General features: G+C 43.9%; 23 protein-coding genes, 2 tRNA genes and 1 pseudogene. 23 read left to right on the forward strand and 3 right to left on the reverse strand.

Annotation, left to right across the window (positions count from 1 at the left end; all coding sequences use genetic code 11):
* The first annotated feature begins 33 nt into the window (after window positions 1-33).
* The 18 genes and pseudogenes from AC4HAF_RS00925 (at window position 34) to rsmA (ending at window position 15,562) form a co-directional block, all read left to right on the forward strand.
* A complete protein-coding gene (locus tag AC4HAF_RS00925) occupies window positions 34-357 on the forward strand; it encodes an ATP synthase subunit B family protein (protein WP_491091736.1) in 324 nt (107 codons plus the stop codon).
* Complete coding sequence (locus AC4HAF_RS00930) at window positions 347-2,344, forward strand: V-type ATP synthase subunit I (RefSeq protein WP_491096305.1); 1,998 nt, start codon at window positions 347-349, stop codon at window positions 2,342-2,344. Before AC4HAF_RS00925 ends, AC4HAF_RS00930 begins: the two co-directional genes overlap by 11 nt.
* A gap of 1 nt (window position 2,345) precedes the next feature.
* On the forward strand, window positions 2,346-2,822 hold the full coding sequence (locus AC4HAF_RS00935) for a V-type ATP synthase subunit K (protein ID WP_491091738.1): 477 nt from the start codon (window positions 2,346-2,348) through the stop codon (window positions 2,820-2,822).
* A 45-nt stretch (window positions 2,823-2,867) separates the two neighbouring features.
* Entirely contained in the window at window positions 2,868-3,452 is a 585-nt protein-coding gene (locus AC4HAF_RS00940) for a hypothetical protein (protein WP_491091739.1), read from the forward strand.
* A gap of 11 nt (window positions 3,453-3,463) precedes the next feature.
* A complete protein-coding gene (locus AC4HAF_RS00945; RefSeq protein WP_491096306.1) occupies window positions 3,464-4,480 on the forward strand; it encodes a V-type ATPase subunit in 1,017 nt (338 codons plus the stop codon).
* The gene (locus AC4HAF_RS00950) at window positions 4,470-4,790 is read left to right on the forward strand and encodes a V-type ATP synthase subunit F (protein ID WP_491096307.1); all 321 of its coding nucleotides are present in this window, start codon (window positions 4,470-4,472) and stop codon (window positions 4,788-4,790) included. Before AC4HAF_RS00945 ends, AC4HAF_RS00950 begins: the two co-directional genes overlap by 11 nt.
* Before the next feature lie 163 nt (window positions 4,791-4,953).
* Window positions 4,954-6,729, forward strand: coding sequence for a V-type ATP synthase subunit A (locus tag AC4HAF_RS00955; RefSeq protein ID WP_491096308.1), 1,776 nt, complete (start codon window positions 4,954-4,956; stop codon window positions 6,727-6,729).
* Window position 6,730: 1 nt separating this feature from the next.
* Entirely contained in the window at window positions 6,731-8,128 is a 1,398-nt protein-coding gene (locus AC4HAF_RS00960; protein ID WP_491096309.1) for a V-type ATP synthase subunit B, read from the forward strand.
* A gap of 46 nt (window positions 8,129-8,174) precedes the next feature.
* Window positions 8,175-8,804 (forward strand): V-type ATP synthase subunit D, encoded by a 630-nt coding sequence (locus AC4HAF_RS00965; protein ID WP_491091814.1) that lies wholly within the window; start codon window positions 8,175-8,177, stop codon window positions 8,802-8,804.
* A gap of 296 nt (window positions 8,805-9,100) precedes the next feature.
* On the forward strand, window positions 9,101-10,495 hold the full coding sequence (locus AC4HAF_RS00970; protein WP_491096310.1) for an alpha/beta hydrolase-fold protein: 1,395 nt from the start codon (window positions 9,101-9,103) through the stop codon (window positions 10,493-10,495).
* 120 nt (window positions 10,496-10,615) lie between these two features.
* Window positions 10,616-11,389 (forward strand): TatD family hydrolase, encoded by a 774-nt coding sequence (locus tag AC4HAF_RS00975; RefSeq protein ID WP_491091745.1) that lies wholly within the window; start codon window positions 10,616-10,618, stop codon window positions 11,387-11,389.
* A 187-nt stretch (window positions 11,390-11,576) separates the two neighbouring features.
* Window positions 11,577-12,149 carry a ribonuclease M5 gene (gene rnmV, locus AC4HAF_RS00980; protein WP_491096311.1) on the forward strand — a complete coding sequence of 191 codons (573 nt, stop codon included), beginning with the start codon at window positions 11,577-11,579 and terminating at the stop codon, window positions 12,147-12,149.
* A 16-nt stretch (window positions 12,150-12,165) separates the two neighbouring features.
* Window positions 12,166-12,513 carry a hypothetical protein gene (locus AC4HAF_RS00985; protein ID WP_491096401.1) on the forward strand — a complete coding sequence of 116 codons (348 nt, stop codon included), beginning with the start codon at window positions 12,166-12,168 and terminating at the stop codon, window positions 12,511-12,513.
* A gap of 11 nt (window positions 12,514-12,524) precedes the next feature.
* Window positions 12,525-12,899: a hypothetical protein gene (locus AC4HAF_RS00990; protein WP_491096312.1), complete on the forward strand. Its 375-nt coding sequence runs from the start codon at window positions 12,525-12,527 to the stop codon at window positions 12,897-12,899.
* A gap of 274 nt (window positions 12,900-13,173) precedes the next feature.
* Window positions 13,174-13,690: pseudogene (locus tag AC4HAF_RS00995) on the forward strand (DUF1697 domain-containing protein).
* A gap of 242 nt (window positions 13,691-13,932) precedes the next feature.
* The gene (locus AC4HAF_RS01000; RefSeq protein WP_491091749.1) at window positions 13,933-14,172 is read left to right on the forward strand and encodes a GlsB/YeaQ/YmgE family stress response membrane protein; all 240 of its coding nucleotides are present in this window, start codon (window positions 13,933-13,935) and stop codon (window positions 14,170-14,172) included.
* A gap of 76 nt (window positions 14,173-14,248) precedes the next feature.
* Window positions 14,249-14,449, forward strand: a complete 201-nt coding sequence (locus AC4HAF_RS01005) for a CsbD family protein (RefSeq protein ID WP_491096313.1) — start codon at window positions 14,249-14,251, stop codon at window positions 14,447-14,449.
* A 240-nt stretch (window positions 14,450-14,689) separates the two neighbouring features.
* A complete protein-coding gene (gene rsmA / locus AC4HAF_RS01010; RefSeq protein ID WP_491096314.1) occupies window positions 14,690-15,562 on the forward strand; it encodes a 16S rRNA (adenine(1518)-N(6)/adenine(1519)-N(6))-dimethyltransferase RsmA in 873 nt (290 codons plus the stop codon).
* Between the two features lie 56 nt (window positions 15,563-15,618).
* Here rsmA and AC4HAF_RS01015 read toward each other — a convergent pair whose 3' ends face one another.
* Window positions 15,619-15,813: a hypothetical protein gene (locus AC4HAF_RS01015; protein WP_491091752.1), complete on the reverse strand. Its 195-nt coding sequence runs from the start codon at window positions 15,811-15,813 to the stop codon at window positions 15,619-15,621.
* Window positions 15,814-16,077: 264 nt separating this feature from the next.
* On the opposite strand from AC4HAF_RS01015, the gene AC4HAF_RS01020 reads away from it, so the two are divergent.
* Window positions 16,078-16,260 carry a ComC/BlpC family peptide pheromone/bacteriocin gene (locus AC4HAF_RS01020; RefSeq protein WP_491091753.1) on the forward strand — a complete coding sequence of 61 codons (183 nt, stop codon included), beginning with the start codon at window positions 16,078-16,080 and terminating at the stop codon, window positions 16,258-16,260.
* 38 nt (window positions 16,261-16,298) lie between these two features.
* Complete coding sequence (locus AC4HAF_RS01025; RefSeq protein ID WP_491096315.1) at window positions 16,299-16,586, forward strand: hypothetical protein; 288 nt, start codon at window positions 16,299-16,301, stop codon at window positions 16,584-16,586.
* A gap of 517 nt (window positions 16,587-17,103) precedes the next feature.
* Here AC4HAF_RS01025 and AC4HAF_RS01030 read toward each other — a convergent pair.
* Window positions 17,104-17,192: transfer RNA gene (locus tag AC4HAF_RS01030), tRNA-Ser, on the reverse strand.
* A 91-nt stretch (window positions 17,193-17,283) separates the two neighbouring features.
* A tRNA-Leu gene (locus AC4HAF_RS01035) sits at window positions 17,284-17,367 on the reverse strand.
* 117 nt (window positions 17,368-17,484) lie between these two features.
* Here AC4HAF_RS01035 and rsgA point away from each other — a divergent pair.
* Genes rsgA through AC4HAF_RS01050 form a run of 3 tightly spaced genes read left to right on the forward strand, consistent with a single transcriptional unit; the run spans window position 17,485 to window position 19,650 of the window.
* Window positions 17,485-18,357: a ribosome small subunit-dependent GTPase A gene (gene rsgA, locus AC4HAF_RS01040; RefSeq protein ID WP_491096316.1), complete on the forward strand. Its 873-nt coding sequence runs from the start codon at window positions 17,485-17,487 to the stop codon at window positions 18,355-18,357.
* A gap of 8 nt (window positions 18,358-18,365) precedes the next feature.
* The gene (gene rpe, locus AC4HAF_RS01045; protein WP_491096317.1) at window positions 18,366-19,025 is read left to right on the forward strand and encodes a ribulose-phosphate 3-epimerase; all 660 of its coding nucleotides are present in this window, start codon (window positions 18,366-18,368) and stop codon (window positions 19,023-19,025) included.
* Window positions 19,018-19,650 carry a thiamine diphosphokinase gene (locus AC4HAF_RS01050; RefSeq protein WP_491096318.1) on the forward strand — a complete coding sequence of 211 codons (633 nt, stop codon included), beginning with the start codon at window positions 19,018-19,020 and terminating at the stop codon, window positions 19,648-19,650. The genes rpe and AC4HAF_RS01050 overlap by 8 nt, the downstream gene beginning before the upstream one ends.
* The last annotated feature ends 1 nt before the right edge of the window (window position 19,651 follow it).

A 19,651-nucleotide genomic window follows, 5' to 3' on the forward strand; every position in this document is an offset into this window, starting at 1 on the left:
AAAATAGACATAACATTGAAAGGGGGTGGCAAGGTGGCAAACTCCATTTTAGAAACGATGCAGACCATTGAAGCAGAAGCCAAGGCAGTTCTGGCAGATTATGATGACCGGATTCAGGCGCTCCGTGATCAGTCTGCAGAGGATTTGGATAAAGTAAAATTGGATTGTGACCAAGAAACAAAACTTCAGGTATCAAAACTAGAAGCTGTATTAACCCAGCAAAAAACAGATCTGCAGGCGAATTTGGCAGAGACGATTGCTAAAAATGATCAGCATGTTCGCTCCGTTCTGTCGGATAAAAAGGCAGGTCTCGTTCAGCAAATTGTGGACAGGGTGGTAGAAAAGTATGGCAATTAGTCAAATGAAAAAAATTTCCATCGTTTTTGCCAAGGATAAGCTGGATGCTGTTTTATTGACCTTGCAGCGCTTAGAAAACCTGCAGGTGCGAGAAATTGCACAGATGGAAAATTGGCAGGACGTTTTTGAACGCTCAGAAGTCCGCCTGCCAGCCATTTATCAGGCCGATCAGGAGAAGGGAAAGAAACTTGAAGGCGAAGAAGCCCTCCATTATCTTTCTCAGCGCCAGCAGCATCTGGAGACAACCATCGATAAGCTGCGCACCTTCATACCAAAAGAAAGCTTTCTGATGGCTCTGCGTAAGGAAGCTTCCTCACTTTCTTTTGAGGAATTGGAGAATTACGGCAAAGACAATCAGGCTGAGCAGGTGATTGCTCAGGTCAACCAAAAAATCAGCCGCCTTCAGGTGCTGGAAGGGCAGATTTCTGAAAATGAAACTGACATTGCCGGCTTAAGCAAGTGGAAAGACTTGGAAATTACTCCCAAAGAATTAAAAAAATTTGATTTTGTAAGGGCTGCTGTCGGAACTCTTCCGAAAACACTGGATGACAATCCTTATCGTGAGCTGCGGGAGAATCCCGATGTCCAGTGTCAGGAAATTTTTACTTCAGAAGCTGAATACGGTCTTCTCATTTTCTTTGATAAAAAAGCTGACCTTCATTTAGAAGATTATCATTTTAAACCTTTTGAGTATGACAGAGCCGTACTTCCGGCACAGGCGATTGAGCAGATGCAAAACGATGTTGATGAATGGTCCAAAGAAAGGCAGCGGCTTTTAGAGGAACTGCAGCATTCGCAAAAAGATTTGGAAGGCTTAGAAGCTGAAACGGACTATCTTTTGAATCTCTATTCCCGCCAAGCGGCTAAGAAAAAATTAGCCAGTACAGAGCATTTGGTTGCTTTGGAAGGCTGGGTGGAAAAGGATCAGGTAGCACTTCTGCAAGCCGAGCTGACACAGGAGTTTGGGGACAGTATTTATCTGCAAGAAGTAGATGTGGAAGAATCAGACTGGGAAAAGGTTCCGATTAAACTGCGCAACCATCCCTTGGTTGAGCCTTTCGAGCTGGTTACAGAGATGTATTCGCTGCCTAAATATTATGAAAAGGATCCAACACCGATTTTAGCTCCCTTTTACTTTACCTTTTTCGGTATGATGGTAGCTGATTTAGGTTACGGACTGCTGTTGTTTGCAGCGACTTTCCTCGTTTTAAGATATTTTCATCTTCCCAAAGGAACTGCCCGCTTTGCCAAATTTCTCAATATTTTAGGTGTTTCGGTTTCCCTTTGGGGATTGATTTACGGATCGTTCTTCGGTTATACGCTGCCTGTGGTGCTGATATCGACAACTACAGATGTTATGACGATTTTGGCACTGTCGGTAGCCTTTGGCTTTATAGCAGTAGTCGTCGGGCTGCTTTTGGGCGGTTTCCAGAAAGTCAGAATGAAGAAATATGCAGAAGCTTATCACTCCGGTTTTGCCTGGTGCTTCATTCTGATAGGTATTTTGCTGCTGGCCCTGGGAATGATGCTGCCTCACCTGTCTGCCTTGGTCACTGTTGGTGCAGTGCTGGCTGTTGTTAATGCTGTAGGGGTTGTGATTGCTTCTGTTATTGAGGCAAAAAGTCTGGCCGGTATCGGCTCGGGACTCTTTAATCTCTATAATATTTCATCTTATGTCGGTGATTTAGTCAGCTTTACCCGCTTAATGGCTCTGGGACTGTCGGGAGCAAGTATCGGCTCAGCTTTCAATTTGATTGTCGGTCTTTTCCCGCCGCTGGGACGTTTTACAGTCGGTGTGCTCATCTTTGTGCTTTTACATGCCATTAATATTTTCCTGTCGCTTCTGTCAGGTTATGTGCATGGTGCACGTCTAATCTTCGTTGAATTTTTCGGTAAATTCTATGACGGCGGAGGCGAAGCCTTCAAGCCCCTGAAACCTGCTGAAAAATATATCAAAATAACAAAAACTCATTTGGAGGACAAATAAAATGGAACATTTAGCAAGTTACTTCTCTTCACACGGCGGTGCCTTCTTTGCAGCTCTGGGCGTTGTTTTGGCTGTCGGTTTCAGCGGCATGGGCTCTGCTTACGGTGTCGGCAAGACCGGTCAGGCAGCAGCAGCCCTGCTGAAAGAGCAGCCGCAAAAATTTGCTCAGGCGTTGATTTTGCAGCTTTTGCCAGGAACACAAGGTCTCTATGGCTTTGTTATCGGTATGCTGATTTGGTTACAAATTACACCGGATCTGCCGGTTGAAAAGGGCGTTGCGTATTTCTTTGTTGCGCTTCCTATTGCTTTGGTTGGTTATTTTTCAGCTAAGCATCAAGGAAATGTAGCTGTTGCAGGGATGCAGATCTTGGCTAAACGTCCGGAAGAAACAATGAAGGGTGTCATCTTGTCTGCCATGGTAGAAACTTATGCTATCTTAGCTTTCGTTGTATCCTTCCTATTGACGCTTCGTGTGTAGCGTATTCTTCTTACTGCAGCAAAATGATAAGAAGGAGGACGTCTTGTGAGTGAAGCAAATCCATTAAAGACATCAATTATTGAGCAGGCGCATCAAGAAGGGCAGCTGAAATTAGATGCTGCTAAAAAACAAATTCAAAACGATTTTGAAGACCGCAAGGCGCAGCTTCAGACAGAAAAAGCAAATGAGCGCCAAAGTCAGCTGAAAGACATCAATCAAGCCTTTCAAATAGAAGCTCAGCAAATCAAAAATAAAGAGCGCCAATCGACCTTGGTATCAAAGCAAAGGGTTCTAAAAGAACTCTTTGCTTCAGCGCTTGAACAGATGAAAAACTGGAGTCAGAAAGAGGAGCTCTCTTTTGTCAGAAAAATTCTCAGCAAATATGGGCAAGAAACAATTACTGTTCAATTCGGCCAATTAACAGCTGATAAATGGGACTCAGGTATTTTGCAGCAGCTGCAGGCAGATTTTCCTCATGCAACCTTTTTAGATCAGGCTATTTCCGATGAAGCCGGTTTGGTTATATCGCTTGGAAAAATTGATGATAATTACCTGTATGCTAACTTGATTGATTCGATCTACAAAGAGGAGAGCTCCCGTATTGCTGCTGACATTTTCAAAGAGGATTAGGAGGATTTGAGATGGATGCAAGTCAATTCTCACAAATTAACACGACTATCAGTGTTAAAGAACGAGAGCTTATTACTCTGGATCAATTTGAAAAACTCCTGCAGGCTCCGGATACAGAAAGTTTGGTGCTTTTGCTGCAGACAAGCTCTTATCACCTGTCGGCAGCTGATTTGGAAGACCTCAATCGAATTGATCAGCAATTAACATCGGGACTGGCCAAGGAGTATGCCTGGGCCTTTGCTGAATCGCCGGATCAGGATATCGTGAATATGTTCGCTCTGCGTTATGTTTATCACAACATTAAGGTCTTCTTTAAGGCCAGAGCCACTAAACAGGAGCTGACGCACCTTTTAATCCCCATCGGTTCTGAATCCTTGGAAGCTTTGGAGCATCTGATTTCAACTTTCAGTTCGGAAAATTTTCCGGCATTTATGGCGGATGAACTGGCTATGATCTGGGCAGAATATGAGGATTATAAGGATATTCGGGTTTTGGAAATCGGAACCGATTTAGCCTATTTCAAGCATTTAAAACGTCTGGCCAATCAGGTAGAGCTGGAGTCAGAAGTCTTTAGCCAGGCAATCGGATTGATGATTGATTTTTACAATGTAATCACCGTTCAGCGTGCCCTCTCTCAGGAAAAACCGCAGAGTTTTATGATGCAGCTGCTTTCTGATGAGGGGAGTCTCTCAGCCAGAGAGTTTATTGAGCTGGGTGAAAAGCAGGAGCTTATCTCTTGGTTTACTCAAGTAAACCCCAATCATTTCAATACAGATTGGGCGGAATTTGAAGATAAAATGCGCCAAGGGAACATATCAGCAGTTGACTTAGAGTATCTTTATGACCTCATGCAGTTTCAGCTGCTGGATCCGGCTAAATATACTGCAGAAGGGCCGCTGGTTTTAGCGCGTTATTTGCTCTGCCGGGAATTTGAGGTTAAAAATTTGCGACTGCTTTTATCGGCAATCAGCAATCAGCTGCCGCTCGAGCTGGTTAAAGAAAGGGTGAGACCGATTTATGGACAGTAAGAAATACAAAATTGGCGTGATTGGAAATCGTGATGCCATCCTGCCTTTTCGTATGATAGGTTTTCAGACCTTTCCTGTTAATCAGGCACAGGAGGCCATTAATCAACTGCGAAAGCTGGCCAAAAATAACTATGGTATCGTTTATTTGACAGAAGACATTGCTGCTGAAATTCCTGAAACAATTGCCTACTATGACAGTCAGGTCACACCGGCCCTTATCCTCATCCCCACACATAAGGGAACGACAGGGCTTGGTTTGCAGCGAGTACAGGACAATGTGGAAAAGGCCGTCGGCCAAAACATTCTCTAATGCTTCGCTGAGCAAATGCTGCAATAGTAAAAATAGATTATTTGAAAAATCGAAGTCAGCAAAAAGAAAGACTTTCTAAATAAACACAGCTCAAACACGCTGTATCGGTGCTGCTTATTTTACTGCTGTGTGTTGAGAGCTGTATCTTAATGGAGGAAACATCTTGAGCCAAGGAAAAATTATAAAAGTGTCAGGTCCCTTAGTTGTGGCTTCTGGCATGCAGGAGGCCAACATTCAGGATATCTGCCGGGTTGGCCACTTAGGCTTGATCGGTGAAATCATTGAAATGCGCCACGATCAGGCTTCTATTCAAGTTTATGAAGAAACATCCGGTATTGGACGGGGGGAACCTGTTGTTACAACGGGAAGTCCTTTGTCAGTAGAATTAGGACCCGGTTTGATTTCACAAATGTTTGATGGTATTCAGCGGCCGCTGGATCGTTTTAAAACAGCTACAGACAGTGATTTTCTGATTCGCGGTGTCACGATTCCAAGTCTTGACCGTGAGGTGAAATGGACCTTTAAACCAAGTCTTGAAGTCGGCAGCCAAGTTGTCTCTGGAGACATTTTAGGAACTGTCCAAGAAACCTTAGTTGTTGAGCACCGTATTCTGGTGCCCGACAAGGTATCCGGTAAACTCATCGCGATCTCAGCAGGTGATTTTACTGTTGATGATGTTGTCTATGAAATTGAGCAGGCTGACGGTTCTGTTTTCAAGGGAACGCTCATGCAAAAATGGCCGGTTCGAAAGAGCCGTCCGGTCGCTCAGAAATTGATTCCTGTTGAACCTCTTGTGACAGGACAGCGTGTCATTGATACCTTCTTTCCTGTTACAAAAGGCGGAGCTGCTGCTGTTCCGGGGCCGTTTGGAGCCGGTAAAACGGTTGTTCAGCATCAGATTGCCAAATTTGCCAATGTTGATATTGTTATTTATGTCGGCTGCGGTGAACGCGGAAACGAAATGACCGATGTCCTCAATGAATTTCCGGAGCTGATTGATCCTAATACCGGTCAGTCCATTATGGAGCGGACGGTTTTGATTGCCAACACCTCCAACATGCCTGTGGCTGCGCGTGAAGCTTCTATTTATACCGGTATTACCATTGCTGAGTATTTCCGTGACATGGGCTATTCTGTCGCTATCATGGCTGACTCGACGTCTCGCTGGGCAGAAGCGCTGCGGGAAATGTCCGGCCGCTTGGAAGAAATGCCGGGTGATGAAGGGTATCCGGCCTACCTTGGCAGCCGTATCGCTGAATATTATGAACGTGCCGGCCGTGCGCGTGTGCTCGGAAGTGAGGGGCGCGAGGGAACGATTACGGCTATCGGTGCCGTATCACCTCCGGGAGGAGATATTTCAGAGCCGGTCACCCAAAATACCCTTCGTATTGTCAAGGTCTTCTGGGGACTTGATGCACCGCTTGCTCAGCGCCGTCACTTTCCGGCTATCAACTGGCTGAGTTCCTACTCGCTGTATAAGGATGACGTCGGCAAGTATATTGATAAAGTGCAAAATACACACTGGGCAGCTAAGGTCACACGTGCCATGAATGTTCTGCAAAGAGAGTCAAGTCTTGAAGAAATCGTCCGTTTGGTCGGCATTGATTCACTGTCGGATCAAGACCGTTTAACCATGGCTGTTGCTCGGCAGATTCGTGAGGACTATCTGCAGCAAAATGCATTTGATACAGTGGATACCTTTACATCGTTTCCTAAGCAGGAAGCTATGCTGACCAATATTTTGACCTTTGCAGACGAAGCCGGCAAAGCTTTGGAATTAGGGGCTTATTACACTGAAATTATGGACGGAACAGCTGATGTTCGCAACCGCATTGCCCGCAGCAAATATATTTCAGAAGATCAAATAGAAAAGATTCAGGTGCTTGCTGAAGATGTTCGCGACAGCATTCATCAAGTGCTGGCAAAGGGAGGTATCTAGCATGAGTGTTCTTAAAGAATATCGTACAGTCAGCGAAGTTGTCGGCCCTTTGATGATTGTGGACCAAGTTGAAGGTGTCCAGTACAATGAGTTGGTTGAAATCAAGCTCCACGACGGTCAAGTCCGTCAGGGACAGGTTCTGGAAGTTCAGGAAGATAAGGCTATGGTGCAGCTCTTTGAAGGTTCATCCGGGATCAACCTTGAAAAAGCTAAGGTGCGCTTCACAGGGCACCCGCTTGAATTGGCAGTGTCGGAAGACATGGTCGGCCGTATCTTTAACGGTATGGGAAAACCAATCGATGGCGGACCGGAACTGATTCCTGAAAAATATCTGGATATTGACGGACAGGCCATCAATCCGGTAGCGCGTGACTATCCTGATGAATTTATTCAGACAGGAATTTCAGCTATCGATCACCTCAATACTCTTGTCCGCGGACAAAAGCTGCCTGTATTTTCGGGTTCCGGTCTGCCCCACAATGAATTGGCAGCACAGATCGCCCGCCAGGCAACGGTTTTGAATTCTGATGAAAATTTCGCCGTGGTTTTTGCAGCTATGGGAATTACCTTTGAAGAAGCTGAATTCTTCATGAATGACCTGCGTCAGACGGGAGCGATTGACCGTTCGGTGCTCTTTGTCAATTTGGCTAACGACCCTGCTATCGAGCGTATTGCGACACCGCGTATTGCCCTGACAACAGCAGAATATCTGGCCTACGAAAAAGATATGCACGTTCTTGTTATCATGACAGACATGACCAATTACTGTGAGGCTCTGCGTGAAGTTTCTGCAGCTCGCCGTGAAGTTCCGGGCCGCCGCGGTTATCCGGGCTATCTCTATACCAACCTTTCAACGCTTTATGAACGTGCGGGCCGTTTAATCGGTAAAAAAGGTTCTGTTACCCAGATTCCGATTCTGACCATGCCTGAGGATGACATTACCCATCCGATTCCTGACTTGACCGGCTACATTACAGAAGGACAGATTATCCTGTCACACGAGCTTTATAACAGCGGCTACCGCCCGCCAATCAATGTTTTGCCGTCTCTGTCTCGGTTAAAAGACAAGGGCGCCGGTGAAGGGAAGACCCGCGGTGACCATGCAGCAACCATGAACCAGCTCTTTGCAGCCTATGCCCAAGGCAAGCAAGCCAAGGAACTGGCTGTCGTGCTGGGAGAGTCTGCTCTGTCTGAAACCGATAAACTGTATGTGAAATTCACCAATCGTTTTGAAGAAGAATATATCAATCAAGGCTTTTATACCAACCGCGGTATTGAGGAAAGTCTTAATCTGGGCTGGGAGCTTCTATCCATTCTGCCGCGGACTGAACTCAAACGGATTAAGGATGACATGCTGGATCAGTATCTGCCTAAAACGCAAGCAAGCGCAGCCGATTAGATTAAAGGAGTTCCTATCCTTAGAGGTTCAAGGGAGGTGATAAGTGATGGCACGCTTAAATGTCAAACCGACACGAATGGAATTAAGCAATCTTAAGGAACGTTTGAAAACCGCAACCCGCGGTCACAAGCTGCTTAAAGATAAGCGTGATGAGCTCATGCGTCGGTTTGTTGATTTGATTCGTGAGAATAATAAGCTTCGGCAGGAAGTGGAAACTGCCCTGGTCAGCAATATGCAAGACTTCGTCGTGGCTAAATCGCTTGAAAATGACCTGATGGTGGAGGAAATTTTTGCGGTTCCGACAAAGCAGGTTGAGCTGTTTATCGAAAAAGAAAATATCATGAGTGTGACGGTTCCCAAGATGCACAGCCAGATAGACAGTCCTTACGGCAATGATGAAGGAGATGTCGTCTACAGTTATCTGGCTTCCAACAGTGAAATGGACGCGACTATTCAGAAAATGGACGGTTTGGTGGAAAAGCTCCTGCGTTTGGCAGAAGTTGAAAAATCCTGTCAGCTGATGGCGGATGAAATTGAGAAAACCAGACGCCGTGTTAACGGCTTAGAACACTCAACGATTCCGCAGCTGGAAGAAACCATCCATTATATCGAACTCAAGCTTGAAGAAGCCGAACGGGCCAACCTTGTTCGCATCATGAAAGTCAAAGATTATTAAAAATCCTGTTCTTTTTAGAAGAAGCTATTCTTTCTAAAAAGAACAGAATTTTTTTGAAAATTGATGGTAAATCAGGCTGAAATGTCAAGCTGTTTTCCAGACAAAAATGCGGCAAAGACCGCTTTTTTATTGTATTTATGTATGAAAAGAGTTACATTGTGTAAAACCAAGTTAAGATTTTGTTAAGGCTATTGACAGTTTTTTAAGAAAGCTATAAAGTGGAACACAACTCATGCTAAGGTGCTGAATCAGTGCTGCTATGGGAGATTTTAAGAAAAAGAAAAGGAGTTGTCATTATGCACAAATGGATAAAGGGACTGCTGGTTTTAGCTTTGGGAGTGCTTGTGTTTGCAGGAAGTTTTAGGGTTAAAGCGTTTAGCAATACCCTTGCGGTCTCAAAGACTAATCTTGTTATTGACAGCTATGAATTTGGCCCGGGGGTTTCAAAAGTTGTCCTTGAAACTAACCAAACGTTAAGAGGAGTTGCTGCTGATTCTCAGACATCAGTCACGACGGCCGGCATCAGCAGGCAGGTCAAAGCAAGCTATCTTTCTGATGAACGCGGAAATGCTTTGCGAAGAGGTGCCAGAAGTAAGTATGTAACACTGGAATTAGAAGTGACCTACAATGCAGATGATCCTTCTCAAAGTGCTTCACCTTTTACTTTCAATCTGGATACCTACAGAAATGCCTGGGTTGACAGCTATATGGTGAAAGTATCGGGGCTTAAGGCGATTGCCTCGGGAAGCCGCCGTCTGCAGACTATTGATTCTGAACAAGAAGCGATTAATAACCGAATCACCCCGTCAGCAGAGCGATTTTCAGAACGCGGAACAAACAGCATGCAGTATGCAGCTTATGCGCCTCAGTCGGCAGCGGGCGGTGAAAAAAATCCTTTGATTGTTTGGCTGCATGGTGTCGGCGAAGCCGGCACAGACATCAATTTTCCGCTTTTATCAAGTGAAGTGGTCAATTTGACAAAAGACAGCATTCAAAATCATTTCACCTCAACGGGAGGAGGAGCTCAGACCGGAGCCTATGTTTTAGCCGTTCAGGCGCCGACTCCTTGGTCGGTGGATCAATATTCCGATGCTTTGATGGAAACCATAAAATCCTATGTTGCCAACCATCCCGATGTTGATGCAGATCGTATCTACCTTGCCGGAGCTTCTAACGGCGGCGGCATGACCTTGGATATGGGAATTAAATATCCGGATTATTTTGCAGCTCTTGTGCCGATTGCCGCTCCCTATTCTTACCAAACCGACAATAAAGACGGTAAGACCAGCTACAGCTTAGACGATCGGACGCTCAAGGCTCTTAAGGACCAGCCCATGTGGCTGATTCACTCAGCAACAGATACAACTCTGGCACCGTCAGAAAGCGTTCTGCCTTTCTACAAAGCCATGATAGATGCTAAGGCTGACAATAAATGGATTTCTTATTATGAGAGTGTTGCCGGCACTGAGATGCCAAACATGAACTACAACGGACACTGGTCTTGGGTCTACTTTTTCAATGATCAGGTAAATGGCGTTCAAAGCACAGCTAATGTCGGTTCAATGGAAGGACTAAATGGTCTGGTGGCAACCAATCCGACTCAGGGCGGTGCAAGTAAGGCCATTGTTAACGGCAAAGAGTACAGCAATATTTTCGACTGGCTGAACGGCCAGAGCAAGGCAAATCGCTAAATAATCTTAATTTTGTGCAGTCTTTCGCACACACCGCAAGCTTTTTCCAATGATTTATTTCCCAAGAAACTTTTCAAAACCCAAGGTGTTTTCCTTGGGCTTTTTTGATATAATGAAGGCATGAATATCTTTGATACACATACGCATTTAAACATTGAGAACTTCGCCGGGCGTGAAGACGAGGAGTTAGCTCTTGCCAAGGAACTTGGTGTGACGCGTCACAACGTTGTCGGTTTTGACCGACCGACCATTAAGCGCACTCTTGAGCTGGCTGAGCAGTATCCTGAAATCTACTCAACCATCGGCTGGCATCCGACTGAGGCTGGTTCTTACACTCAAGAGGTGGAGGACCTGATTGTCTCACACCTGCACGATCCCAAGGTTATCGCTCTGGGTGAGATTGGCCTTGACTATCACTGGATGGAAGATCCAAAGGAAGTTCAGATAGAGGTTTTTAAACGTCAGATTCAGCTTTCTAAGGAGCATGACCTGCCTTTTGTTGTCCACACTCGTGACGCACTTGACGATACTTATGAGGTCATCAAGGATGCCGGTGTCGGCCCACGCGGCGGCATTATGCATTCTTATTCGGGGTCTTTGGAAATGGCTCAGCGTTTTGTTGATTTGGGAATGATGATTTCTTTCTCAGGTGTGGTGACCTTTAAAAAGGCTCTGGATGTGCAGGAAGCAGCTGCAGCTTTGCCGTTGGATAAAATTCTGGTTGAGACTGATGCGCCCTACTTAGCTCCAGTGCCTAAACGCGGCCGGGAAAACAAGACAGCCTACACCCGCTACGTCGTTGATAAAATCGCAGAGCTGCGCGGTTTAACGAGCGAAGAAGTGGCAAAAGCAACGACCGCAAATGCCATGAAACTATTTGGCTTGGAAGATTAAAACTAATGGTATAGAGAATGGCGACCAAAGGTCGCCCAATCCGATAGTTTTCGCCGTGATGAAAGTCACAGCATAACATGCTGTGACGAGGGATTTTTGAAACTTTAGGTTCAAAAATAAGTCATGGAACGCCGAAGGCGGTCGCTGACGTCCCCATCACTTAAGAAAACTATCAAAAAACAAAATTATGGGAAATAAAATCAAAATACAAGAAGTCCTCATCGTCGAAGGTAAAGACGATACCGCTAATCTCCGCCGCTTTTATGATGTAGATACTTACGAAACCCGCGGCTCTGCCATCACGGATGAAGATCTGGAGCGCATTGAAAAACTCAATAACTTGCGCGGGGTAATTGTCTTTACAGATCCTGATTACAACGGAGAGCGTATCCGCAAGATTATCATGGAAGCCGTGCCCACAGCCAAGCATGCCTTCCTCAATCGCGGAGAAGCCGTTCCCAAATCAAAAACAAAAGGGCGCTCGCTCGGTGTCGAGCACGCCAGCTTTGAGGACTTACAAAAGGCTCTGTCTGGCGTGCTGGGGCACTACGATGATACTAACCATTTTGACATTACCAAATCAGACCTTATGCGCCTAGGGTTGCTGATGGGAGCAGACAGCCGCAAGCGCCGGGAATATTTGGGAGAGAAACTGCGCATCGGCTACACTAACGGCAAGCAGCTCCTCAAACGCTTGGAACTATTTGGTGTGACCTTGAACGAGGTTGAAAGAGCGATAACGGATTATCAGGAAAATTAATTTTGGAGGAAAGCCAATGGCTGCAATCAGATTGGAAAGAGGCACAAAAGGTGCCAACAGGTTTCGGAAATTCAAAGTTTTCATTGATGATGAATGTGTCGGAAAGATCAAGCGCGGAGAGAAATTAGAATTTCAAGTAGCAGAAGGTATGCATGAAGTTTATTGCCAGATTGACTGGGAACAAAGCAATAAAATCGCAGTAGAAGTTCCGGCTGCAGGTGTTGATTTGCTTGTTAATTCCAAAGGATTGAGAGAGTCTGCGGAAAGAAGTCTCGATCCTGACGATGGCGGAGATAAATACCTTACCTTATCCTTACTCAGAGAGCCTGATAGCAGTTCACTAATTATAGAGAACCAGGTATAAAGGAGTGCGATATGAAAGCTATTGAAGATTATCAGGCAGAAAAATATCAACAAACTAATTATGAAAAAGTTGAATCAGGCATTTATCAGACCAAAGATGAGAGTGGAGAACTTCAGTATGTGACTTCATTGTCTTTTGTACAGGAACCTGACTTGGGTGAGGGAGCTGGTGAGGCGATTTCGCAGTATCCTCTGGAGGATATTTTAGAGGAATTTTACTGTCATATTAGCGATTTTTATAGGGATATGAATGCAGCGGATTCTGAAAAAAACTATCTGGAATTTGCCAGTCCTGACTTAGCAGATATCCAAAATCTTCGTTCTATTATTGGAAAACATGTTTACAATATTGAAGAAGACGGTTTTGTAAAGTTGATGATTGAATGAAGCCTAAGGCATAGGAGACAGCCAAGCGAATTAGAACAATGCGGATAGATGACTAGGACGCGGTCTCTCAGCTATCGTTGTTTTGACAGGTTGATAATGCCTTCTGGGAAAAGTGCGGCTTCACAGCAAGAGATGATCTAATCTATCGTGACCAAGCACTGACGGATATTGTCCGAGTCGATACTTAAAACTTAATGCAGGAGCAGTAGGATTAACAGTTGCTCAAATGCCAGGAATTTTTCCAAAATAAAAAAAGTTACATTAGGTAAAATACATGAAGAAAATTATTCTATTGCGCGGTGTCACACCGACAGGGCCAAATCGCATTTCCAAGATGGCTTATCTGGCGGAAATTTGGACAGAAGCTGGGTTTGAAAATGTGCGGACCTACATCCAGAGTGGCAATATTGTCTGCAAGACGGATTTAGCCGATAAAGACGTCAAAAATCTCGTCCATGATACGATTTTGGAGAAAATCGGTGTCCGTCATTATCAAAAGCTCTGAACAACTAGCAAAGGCTGCTCAGGAAAATCCTTTTGATGAGACTTATGATTTGTCTCGCATTCACTTGGTATTTACGAATGATGGCTTAGACACTGAAACTCTGAAAAGCTTGTCTCAAACCGACTTTGGAGATGAAGAATTTTACATTGGCAATGAGTGTCTCTACCTTTACTTGCCGCGTGATGCACGGAAGAAACGTCTCAACACCAACTTTTTGGAAAACCAGCTGGGGATTAGAGCCACGATGCGTAAGGTTAGTGTGGTTAAAAAACTCAGTTCCTATTAGTAGGGATAATGTGGCTGCCCCGCCTGACTGATTTCTACCTGCTAAAATATGAGAGTCCTGATAGTTATTGCACCCAGTAATTCCTTCACTTTAAGATTTACATTATCAAAATATAATATTTGGCTTAATGCATTATTTTGAGTATAATAAGAGATGTAACCTATATTAGATGTCTTCGCTTTATAATTGACACTTTAAGATATCTGATTGCACGTTTTTTAGAATCGTTGGAGGATAAAATTATGTTATGGTCAATTATTATCGGTGCATTAATTGGGGTAATTGCAGGTGCGATTACTAAGCAAGGCGGCTCAATGGGCTGGATTGCCAATATTCTTGCGGGTTTAGTCGGATCAGCTGTCGGTCAGGCGCTTTTGGGAACCTGGGGACCAAGTCTGGCAGGAATGGCGCTGATTCCATCTATTGTTGGTGCAGTTATTGTTATTGCTGTTGTTTCATTTTTCTTAGGCCGCAGCAAATAAGACAGTAAAGCATACTGCTCGTTTAATGATAACTGATGAATGATAATCATCTAAGTAAAGAAAGTAGGTCATAGATATGTCAGAAGAAAAATTTGATGCAAAGTTAGAACAAGCCAAAGGCTCAATCAAAGAAGGTTTTGGTAAAGTATCAGGTGATAAAGAAACTGAAACCGAAGGTAAAGTTGATAAAATAACCGGCAAAGCTAAAGAAGCATTTGAGGATGCTAAAGACACTGTCGAAGGTGCAGTGAAAAGCTTAAAAAAGGACGATAACTAATCGTACTCATAAAAAGAAAAAGAGTTTGGGACAAAAGTCTCAAACTCTTTCAATTGATGAAGCATCATCTTTTTGACACAATTCGCAGCTCGTGTTCAATTACGCAAGTGATAGCAGATATTTGAAGCTAACTTTGTTAGATCACTCTTTTTTGCAGTTAATCATAAAACAACTGCTAAGAGATGAGTCTATTCATCTCCTTTTTGTGGTAAAATAGTAAAAAACAAGATTGGAACAAAAATGAGAATTGCAGACTACTCCGTTACCCGCGCTGTTTTGGAGCGTCACGGGTTTACCTTTAAGAAGTCTTTCGGTCAGAATTTCCTGACTGATACTAATATTTTACAGAAAATTGTGGACACTGCTGAGATTGACGAAAATGTCAATGTGATTGAGATTGGGCCGGGTATTGGAGCATTGACCGAGTTTTTGGCAGAGACTGCGGCTGAGGTCATGGCTTTTGAGATTGATGACCGTCTCATTCCGATTTTGGCAGATACGCTGCGTGATTTTGACAATGTGCAGGTGGTCAATGAGGATATTTTGAAAGCAGACTTGCAGACGCAGATTCAAGCGTTTAAAAATCCTGACCTGCCGATTAAGGTGGTTGCAAATCTGCCTTACTATATTACGACACCGATTCTTATGCATTTGATTGAGAGCAGGATTCCTTTTGCTGAGTTTGTGGTCATGATACAAAAAGAGGTGGCGGATCGCATTTCGGCTGAACCTAATACCAAGGCTTACGGCTCTCTGTCTATCGCGGTGCAGTATTACATGGACGCTAAGGTCGCCTTTATTGTGCCCCGCACGGTCTTTGTGCCGGCACCCAATGTTGACAGTGCAATTTTAAAAATGGTGCGCAGAGATCAGCCGTTAGTTGCGGTTCAGGATGAAGATTTCTTTTTTGATATTGCCAAAGCCAGTTTCGTGCACCGCCGCAAGACCCTTTGGAATAACCTGACCAACCGTTTTGGAAAAACGGATGAAACCAAAGCTAAACTCGAAAAAGCCCTAGAAGCGGCAGCAATCAAACCGTCTGTTCGTGGAGAAGCGCTCTCCATAGCAGACTTTGCCAAACTAGCTGATGCCTTAAAAGAAGCAGGATTATAAAATAAACAAAACCAGCTCAAACTGCTTCCTTGTCAACTGTAGTGGGTGCCGAAAAGCTATACTCTAAAGAGAACCCAGCTGGTTCTCTTCTTTTTGCTGTTCAAGATAAGATAAATCCGTTTCTTGAAGGCTAGGGAAATTGCAATAGCTGAAGCCTTGATGCTTGATGATAAGTTTATTAGCTGCTTCAAGTCTGGCGTCTTTTTGTTTGTCGGGAGCGTTTGACCGATTCTTTTTACTTTTTCTTTCATAATTTTGCCTTCATTATGCCTAAAAATTTAAAAGAATTAGAGTGAATGTCATGAACGGCCCAAAATATGTCGTGAATGGATATTTTATTGAGAATTCAAGAGCCATTTTTCCCATTCACGACTTATTTGATACCATTTACGACAATCGTCACACAAAGGGATCAAAATAAGTTATACTATAGGTGTTTTTTGGCCAAGGGATAAGATTAAAAAATGAAAAAGAGTTTTGTTATGAATACACAAGTATTTGAACAATTTTAAACAATGACAAAGGAACAGCTTTCTACAGTTGAAGGTGGTTATTTAGGCCTCTTTCTAGGAGGAGCTATTAGTGCTTTTGATGGAGGAGGCGTTACTCTAGAACAGTTGAACGACATTGATCGTCCAGCTCCAAAATCATGTTCACCTTATGGAATAGGAGGAACACCTAATTCTTGTAATTTTTAATAAATTACTCCAGCTTACAAAATAAAGGAGGAACTATTTTGAAAGCTTTTTACAAAAATCAAGAAGTAGAAGTTTGGAGAATTACCAAAGAAGGCAGTCGGCCGCAGTGGGTCTCCGATGCCTTTGACAAAAATGAACTTGTCTGGCTAGATGACAGGCTGCGCATTTTGATGCCGGCCTTGTATCCAAAGTGGGCGAAGGATGATCGCAATTATGGCTATGGAATGTATGCTATTGGGAATATTGGAGATGTTATTGATTTAACCAATGGTAAGCTTGTTAGCCAATCCACATTTGAAAGAGACTATCGCATAGAAAAATTTTAAATGGCAGAAAAACATTAGCTGGCTTGAGTGCCAGCTTTTATCTTATAAGCTGACCTGCATTTCTTGGGTTTACCGGGTTTTCTTTTAGGTGGCTTTTATCAGAGAAATTTATTCCATTTTTCTAGGCTTGGCTGTTTTCTTTGATCTCTTTATCAGTAGGAGTGTTTTTGAAAAGTATGTGACAGGCCTAATCAGACTGTTAGCTTTTTTGCTCAGCCTACTCTTGCTTTATAGACACAAAAATCTCTCACCTGATTAAAAAGATGAGAGATTTTTGTGCTGCGACTGAGCGCAGATTAAATTCTTTGAGCGTCGTCACTCTGCGTCAAGTCCCTATTTCTCTGTCAGGAATTTTCGCTAAAGCGAATCGGTCCTTTGTATCTTGTTTAATTGAACACGGAACTAATTCCTTTGGAGAAAAGATGACTTTCCTTGCGTGCAAGCACTCAACGTCAAGTCCCTATTTCTCTGTCAGGAATTTTCGCTGAAGCGAATCGTTCCTTGGTATCTTGGTTAAAGGAAAGGACGGGATTTGAACCCGCGCGTGAACAAAGTCCACTTGCCGGATTTCGAGTCCGGTGCCGTACCAAGCTGGGCCACCTTTCCAAGTGCAGCTTTTAAATCTGATTTTAAAAGACTGTAAACGATATTAAAAAGAGTCAGCCCAAGAGCTGACTGAGCTGGAAAGCTCAAAAAATGCGGAGAAAGGGATTTGAACCCTCACGCCCGTTACGGGCACATGCGCCTGAAGCATGCGTGTCTGCCGTTCCACCATCTCCGCATAACTTTATAATACATTATACTATTATACGCTTTTTTTGTCATTTGCCAATACCTAAAAAGAAAAAAGATTATTTTTTTGATATAATGAGATTAATAAGTTTAGCGAGGAGAGCGTTTGCAAGGAAAAATTATCAAGTCTTTGGCCGGATTTTATTATGTAGAGTCAAAAGGACAGGTTTATCAGACACGGGCACGTGGGAATTTTAGAAAAAAGGGACATCGTCCCTATGTCGGCGATGAGGTTGATTTTTCGGCAGCAGAACATTCCGAAGGCTATATTTTAGCTATTCATGAACGGAAAAACAGTTTAGTGAGGCCGCCGATAGTTAATATAGATCAGGCTGTGGTCATTATGTCAGCCAAAGAGCCTGATTTGAACACCAATCTGCTGGACCGTTTTTTAATTCTTTTGGAGCATAAAAAGATCAAGCCTTTGATCTATATTTCGAAACTTGATTTGCTGGAAGATTTAAGCTGTTTGACTGTCGTCAAGGAGCAGTACCAAAAAATCGGCTATCAGGTTATCTGCCGTTTAGAGGATCTGCTGCCGCTTTTAAAGGACAATATCACTGTATTTATGGGGCAGACAGGAGTCGGTAAATCAACCCTGCTCAATAAGATTGCGCCGGATTTAGAGCTTGAAACGGCTGAGATTTCAGACAGTTTAGGCCGCGGGCGGCATACGACGCGTGCCGTAACACTTTACAACGTACACGGCGGCAAAATTGCCGATACCCCTGGATTCAGTTCGCTGGATTACGAAATAACAGATAGTGAGTCCTTAAACGCTGCCTTTCCCGAATTTTTGCAGCTGAGCTCTGCCTGCAAGTTTCGTTCCTGCACCCATACGCATGAACCGGACTGTGCGGTAAAAGAAGCTTTGAAGCATGGCAATGTCTGGCAGGAACGCTACCAGCATTATCTGCAATTCCTCAGCGAGATTGAGAATCGCCGGGAGATTTATAAAAAAACAATTAAGAGAAAGTAGGTCTTTTTATGTCAACTTACAAAATTGCTCCTTCTATTTTGGCTGCAGATTACGCTAATTTTGAAAAAGAATTAAAACGTATTGAAGAAACAGGCGTTAAATACGTTCATATTGATATTATGGACGGCCAGTTTGTCCCTAATATCAGCTTTGGTGCAGGTGTGGTTGCCAGTATGCGTAAGCACAGTAAGTTAGTCTTTGACTGCCACCTTATGGTTGTTAATCCGGAACGCTATGTTGATGATTTTGCCCAGGCAGGAGCTGATATTATGACGATTCACGCTGAGGCGACAACCCACATTCACGGTGCTCTGCAAAAAATCAAAGCTGCAGGGATGAAAGCAGGCGTTGTCATTAATCCCGGAACTCCTTTGGCAGCGATTGAGCCGGTACTGAGTTTGGTTGATCAGGTTTTAATCATGACTGTCAATCCGGGCTTTGGCGGACAAGCCTTTATTCCTGAATGCTTGGAAAAAGTGAAATTAGCAGCTCAGCTGCGCAAACAGCGCGGTCTTGAATATGACATCGAAGTTGACGGCGGCGTAGATAACCAAACGATTAGTGCCTGTGCCCAAGCGGGAGCTAACGTCTTTGTGGCAGGTTCTTATCTTTTCAAGGAAAATCTGTCAGCCCGAGTTGAAACCTTGAAAGCGGCCTTAAATGACTAGAGTAGCTCTCTTTACCGGAGGTGATTTGGAGTATTTCACGACGGATTTTGATTATTTTGTAGGAATTGACAGAGGCTGTTTTGTCCTCCTCCAAAATCACCTGCCTCTGGATTTGGCTGTCGGCGATTTCGACTCGGTGTCTCATCAAGAATTGCAAAAAATCAAGACTTCAGCGAAACACTTGCTCACAGCTCCGGCAGAAAAAGAGGACACGGATACTGAACTGGCTCTCAAAGTGATTTTTCAGCAGTTTGAAAAAGCTGAAGTAACCGTTTTTGGAGCTTTTGGCGGACGTCTTGACCATACTCTGGCAAACATTTTTCTGCCGAGCAATCCGGATTTAGCCCCTTTTATGCAGCATTTTCATCTGCGCGACAGGCAAAATCTGGTGCAGTTTTTTCCGCCGGGTAAGCACCGGATTGAGCAGGAAACCGGAATGGCCTATGTTTCTTTTATGGCTGACAATGATGCTCCGCTGACGATTCAGGGTGCCAAATACGAACTGTCGGCAAACAATTTTTTCCAGAAAAAAATTTACGGCAGCAACGAGTTTGTCGGCCAACCCATCTGTTTTTCTGTTTCATCAGGCTATGTCGTTGTGATTCAAACCAAAGATAGGATTTAAT

Source organism: Streptococcus sp. ELY_90, from assembly GCF_058314475.1.

Excerpts from the sequence above, each read along its gene's own strand:
- rsmA (WP_491096314.1), top strand. The coding sequence starts at position 14,690 with ATGAGAATTGCAGACTACTCCGTTACCCGCGCTGTTTTGGAGCGTCAC.
- AC4HAF_RS00960 (WP_491096309.1), top strand. The coding sequence starts at position 6,731 with ATGAGTGTTCTTAAAGAATATCGTACAGTCAGCGAAGTTGTCGGCCCT.
- AC4HAF_RS00965 (WP_491091814.1), top strand. The coding sequence starts at position 8,175 with ATGGCACGCTTAAATGTCAAACCGACACGAATGGAATTAAGCAATCTT.
- AC4HAF_RS00990 (WP_491096312.1), top strand. The coding sequence starts at position 12,525 with ATGAAAGCTATTGAAGATTATCAGGCAGAAAAATATCAACAAACTAAT.
- AC4HAF_RS00985 (WP_491096401.1), top strand. The coding sequence starts at position 12,166 with ATGGCTGCAATCAGATTGGAAAGAGGCACAAAAGGTGCCAACAGGTTT.
- rpe (WP_491096317.1), top strand. The coding sequence starts at position 18,366 with ATGTCAACTTACAAAATTGCTCCTTCTATTTTGGCTGCAGATTACGCT.
- AC4HAF_RS00930 (WP_491096305.1), top strand. The coding sequence starts at position 347 with ATGGCAATTAGTCAAATGAAAAAAATTTCCATCGTTTTTGCCAAGGAT.
- rnmV (WP_491096311.1), top strand. The coding sequence starts at position 11,577 with ATGGGAAATAAAATCAAAATACAAGAAGTCCTCATCGTCGAAGGTAAA.
- AC4HAF_RS00970 (WP_491096310.1), top strand. The coding sequence starts at position 9,101 with ATGCACAAATGGATAAAGGGACTGCTGGTTTTAGCTTTGGGAGTGCTT.
- AC4HAF_RS01005 (WP_491096313.1), top strand. The coding sequence starts at position 14,249 with ATGTCAGAAGAAAAATTTGATGCAAAGTTAGAACAAGCCAAAGGCTCA.
- AC4HAF_RS01020 (WP_491091753.1), top strand. The coding sequence starts at position 16,078 with ATGACAAAGGAACAGCTTTCTACAGTTGAAGGTGGTTATTTAGGCCTC.
- AC4HAF_RS00945 (WP_491096306.1), top strand. The coding sequence starts at position 3,464 with ATGGATGCAAGTCAATTCTCACAAATTAACACGACTATCAGTGTTAAA.
- AC4HAF_RS01050 (WP_491096318.1), top strand. The coding sequence starts at position 19,018 with ATGACTAGAGTAGCTCTCTTTACCGGAGGTGATTTGGAGTATTTCACG.
- AC4HAF_RS00950 (WP_491096307.1), top strand. The coding sequence starts at position 4,470 with ATGGACAGTAAGAAATACAAAATTGGCGTGATTGGAAATCGTGATGCC.
- AC4HAF_RS01000 (WP_491091749.1), top strand. The coding sequence starts at position 13,933 with ATGTTATGGTCAATTATTATCGGTGCATTAATTGGGGTAATTGCAGGT.
- AC4HAF_RS01015 (WP_491091752.1), bottom strand. The coding sequence starts at position 15,813 with ATGAAAGAAAAAGTAAAAAGAATCGGTCAAACGCTCCCGACAAACAAA.
- AC4HAF_RS00935 (WP_491091738.1), top strand. The coding sequence starts at position 2,346 with ATGGAACATTTAGCAAGTTACTTCTCTTCACACGGCGGTGCCTTCTTT.
- AC4HAF_RS00975 (WP_491091745.1), top strand. The coding sequence starts at position 10,616 with ATGAATATCTTTGATACACATACGCATTTAAACATTGAGAACTTCGCC.